General features: G+C 66.5%; 2 protein-coding genes. Both read right to left on the bottom strand.

The genetic code is table 11. The features are described from left to right. Positions 1-22 precede the first annotated feature (22 nt). The gene (locus ACI38Z_RS03750; RefSeq protein WP_439788848.1) at positions 23-1447 is read right to left on the bottom strand and encodes a GH32 C-terminal domain-containing protein; all 1425 of its coding nucleotides are present in this window, start codon (positions 1445-1447) and stop codon (positions 23-25) included. A 70-nt stretch (positions 1448-1517) separates the two neighbouring features. Then, positions 1518-3470, bottom strand: coding sequence for a glucose PTS transporter subunit IIA (locus ACI38Z_RS03755; RefSeq protein ID WP_439788849.1), 1953 nt, complete (start codon positions 3468-3470; stop codon positions 1518-1520). Between the last annotated feature and the right edge of the window lie 182 nt (positions 3471-3652).

Genomic DNA, 3652 nt, shown 5'->3' on the forward strand with positions numbered 1-3652 from the left:
CTCCCTGTGTCCGTTCCCTTTACTAGTGAGTGTAGGTGTTGCCCATCACGTCGCGCATGACCCAGGCGCGGGCGGACGCGCAGTCGCACGCGAGCGTTACCGTGAGGTCGTCACGCCTGGGGAACCACCTGGTGGAGAAGACCTCGCGCCCTCCGTTGAGGTAGGCCTCCACGGCGGACTCGTCCACGAGCAGGCGCAGGCTTGCCACGCCGCCCAGCCTCACGCGGCGCTCCGTGCGGCCGGCACCCACGGCCTCGTCCAAAAAGCGCAGGTAGGCGGCACCGTCCTCGCACACGAGCTCCAGCGCGTCGTCCAGCGTGAGCCTGAGGTCGCCCGTGATGCCAGAGAGCTCCACGTCCGCGCGGTGGTGCGGCAGCGTCGTCGTGCCACGCGCGTCGAGCTCGCGGCCGTCCTCGCGCAGCGACGCCACCTCAGCCACGGGCCTCTGCAGGATGCGCCCGTCGCGCGCGCGGGTGAGCTCGCGCGGCACCGTGAGGCAGTGGATCCAGCCCAGGCCCTCGGGCGCGGACTCGTAGTCCACGTCGGGCACGGCCATCCAGCCAAGCAGGATGGTGCGGCCGGTCTCGTCCACGAAGGTCTGCGGCGCGTAGAAGTCGAACCCGCGGTCCCACTCCACGAAGTCGCGCTGGTCGAGCCGGTCCACGTCGAGCAGTCGCACGCCCTCGGGCAGCTCGATGTAGCCGCAGTTGGACTCGTTCTGCCAGCGCCATTCCTCGTCGGGAAGACCCTGGGGCGAGAAGCCCGCGTACTCCCGGCCGTCGAGCACCACGCGGTCCGGGCACTCCCACATGTAGCCGAAGGGCTCCATGCTCGTGGGGCAGGAGCGGTACGTCCAGCTCTCGCCGTCGTGGGAGTCGAACAGCAGCAGCCTGCCGTGGTCGTCCAGGTCGCGCGCGCCCAGGAGCATGTGGTAGCTGCCCTCGGCTGAGTCCTCGCGCCAGAGCTTGGGGTCGCGCACGTGGCACGAGAGGAAGTCCGGGTAGTCCGCGTTCCTCAGCAGGACGCGCTTGGGCGAGAGCGTATAGCCGTCCTCGCTCGTGACCTCGATCTCGTTTGCCTGGCGGCCGGCGTGGATGTAGTCGTAGTCGCCCGGCTCCTTCACGTTGCCCGTGTAGTAGAGCCTGAGGAGCACGTCGTGGCCCTCGGCGTCGCGCTCCACGAGCGCCCCGCCGGAGTAGGCGCCGGAGGCGTCCTCGGGGATGTCCTGGTGGATGGCCATGCCGTGGTGCTCCCAGTGCACCAGGTCAGGACTCGTGAAGTGCCCCCAGCCGCGCTCCCTGCCCGTGGGCCACTCGGGCGAGTACTGGTGGAAGACGTGATAGGTGCCCTTGTACTGGCAGAGGCCGTTGGGGTCGTTGAGCCAGCCCGTGGGGGGCATGAGGTGATAGGCCATCCTCCAGCGGGTGTCCACGCTCTTCTCGTTCATCAAAGTCCCTTCGTCTGAAGGCGGGGACGGCCGCATGCGACCGCCCCCGCCAGAGGTGTGCGCCTTGTGGTTACTTGAGGTCGATGAGCGCGTCTCCCGCGTTCACGGCACCCTCGTGCGGGGTGACCCCGGAGTAGTCGGCGGTGTTGGTGATGATGACGGGGGTCACGGTGCTCAGGCCCGCGTCCTCGATCTTCTTGAGGTCGACGTCCATGAGCAGGTCGCCCTTGCTCACGTGGGCGCCCACGGCGGTGTGCGCGCTGAACGGCTCGCCCTTGAGCGTCACGGTGTCGATGCCGATGTGGATGAGCACCTCGGCGCCGGAGTCGGACAGCAGGCCCACGGCGTGGCCGGTCTCGGCGAGCACGGTGACGGTGCCGTCGACGGGCGAGAAGATCTTGCCCTCGGAGGGCGTGATGGCGATGCCCTTGCCCATGGCCTCGGACGCGAAGACGGGGTCGGGGACCTCGGTCATCGGCATGGTCTTGCCGGAGAGGGGAGCGACGATGGTCTCGGGCTTGGTGGCTGCGGGGGCGCCGGCCTCGGCGGCCTCCTCCTTGGAGAGGGCGGCCTCCTCGTCAGCGGCGGCCTTGGTCTCGGCGGCGAGCTTCGCGGGCTCCGCCTTGGCCTCCTCGTCCTTGTAGATGGACGAGGTGATGCCGAAGGCCACGCCGAAGGCGACGGCGAACATGATGATGTACTGCAGCGGCTGCGCGATGCACAGGAGGATGCCGAAGATGCCGGTGACGCCGGTGCCGGTGGCGGCCAGGTGGAAGATGAAGCAGCAGAGGGCGCCGCATGCGGAGCCGATCATGCCGGCGACGAACGGCTTGATCTTAGGCAGGTTGACGCCGAAGATCGCGGGCTCGGTGATGCCGAGCAGGCAGGAGATGCCGGAGGGAACCGCGAGGGACTTGGTCTTCTCGGAACGCGTCTTGAGCGCGACGGCGAGGCAGGCGCCGCCCTGGGCGATGTTGGCGGAGGAGGCGATGGGCAGCCAGTAGGTGACGCCGTACTTGGCGAGCATGGAGACGTCGATGGCGGTGTACATCTGGTGCAGGCCGGTCACGACGGACGGGCTGTAGATGAGGCCGATGATGATGTAGCCGATGCCCAGGGGCACCTTGAGGAGGAACATGAGCAGGCCGAGGATGGAGTTCTCGAGCCAGACGAAGATGGGGCCGACGAAGAGGATCGTGATGTAGGCGGCGAGGGACACGGAGACGAGCGGCGTCACGAAGAGGTCGAACATCTCGGGCACGACCTTGTGGAGGCGCTTCTCGAAGAAGCAGAGGATCCAGACGCCCACGAGGATGGGGATGACGTGGCCCTGGTAGCCGACCCAGTCGATGCTGTAGAGGCCGGGGATGACGGTGAGGGTGATCATCTTGCCCTGCGCGATGGCGGTGCTGGCGCTATAGGCGTTGATGAAGTCGGAGCTGATGAGAAGTGCGCCGAGCGACGCGCCGAGGTAGGGGTTGCCGCCGAAGACCGTCGCGGCGGAGAAGCCCAGGAGGATCTGCAGGTTGCCGAGTGCGCAGGCGTTGATGAGGCTCGCGATGCGCCACCAGACGCTCTTGGTGTCGAGGGCGATCATGCCGGCGGTGCCCATGTACTGCAGGGCGCCCATGATGCCCATGAGCATGCCGGACGCGACGATGGCGGGGATGATGGGGACGAAGACGTCGGACAGGACCTTGATGGCGCGCTGGAACCAGTTGCCCTGGTTTGCGGCGGCCTCCTTGGCCTCGGCCTTGCTGGCGGCGGAGATGCCGCCCTGCTTGATGAACTCGTCGTACACCTTGTCGACCGTGCCGGTGCCGTAGATGATCTGCAGCTGGCCGGATGCCGAGAAGTTGCCCTTTGCGCCGACGGCGTTCTCGAGCTTCTCCTTGTCTACCTTGGAGTCATCTGCGATGACCAGACGCAGCCTCGTTGCACAGTGTGCGGCGGACACGATGTTGTCGGAACCACCGACAGCCTCGAGCGCTTCCTTCGCGGCTTGTGCGTAGTCCAGAGCCATTCTTCCTCCCTTTGTCGGATCCACGCGAGCTTTGCTCCCTATGTGGGAACGTTCTCATATCTGCAGCATGGACCTTACGGGAAGTTTTTGCACGAATTTCTGCGGATGAAACGGTAAACGGTAGAGAAATGACCGTGAACGATGTGGAACCGTTTCCAGAAAGTGTGGAATCAATCCCATAC

It is taken from the genome of Parafannyhessea sp., assembly GCF_051876455.1.
Classification (GTDB): domain Bacteria; phylum Actinomycetota; class Coriobacteriia; order Coriobacteriales; family Atopobiaceae; genus Parafannyhessea.

What these genes read in the sequence shown, in the direction of transcription:
- ACI38Z_RS03755 (WP_439788849.1), bottom strand. Translation starts at nt 3,470, where the DNA reads ATGGCTCTGGACTACGCACAAGCCGCGAAGGAAGCGCTCGAGGCTGTC.
- ACI38Z_RS03750 (WP_439788848.1), bottom strand. Translation starts at nt 1,447, where the DNA reads ATGAACGAGAAGAGCGTGGACACCCGCTGGAGGATGGCCTATCACCTC.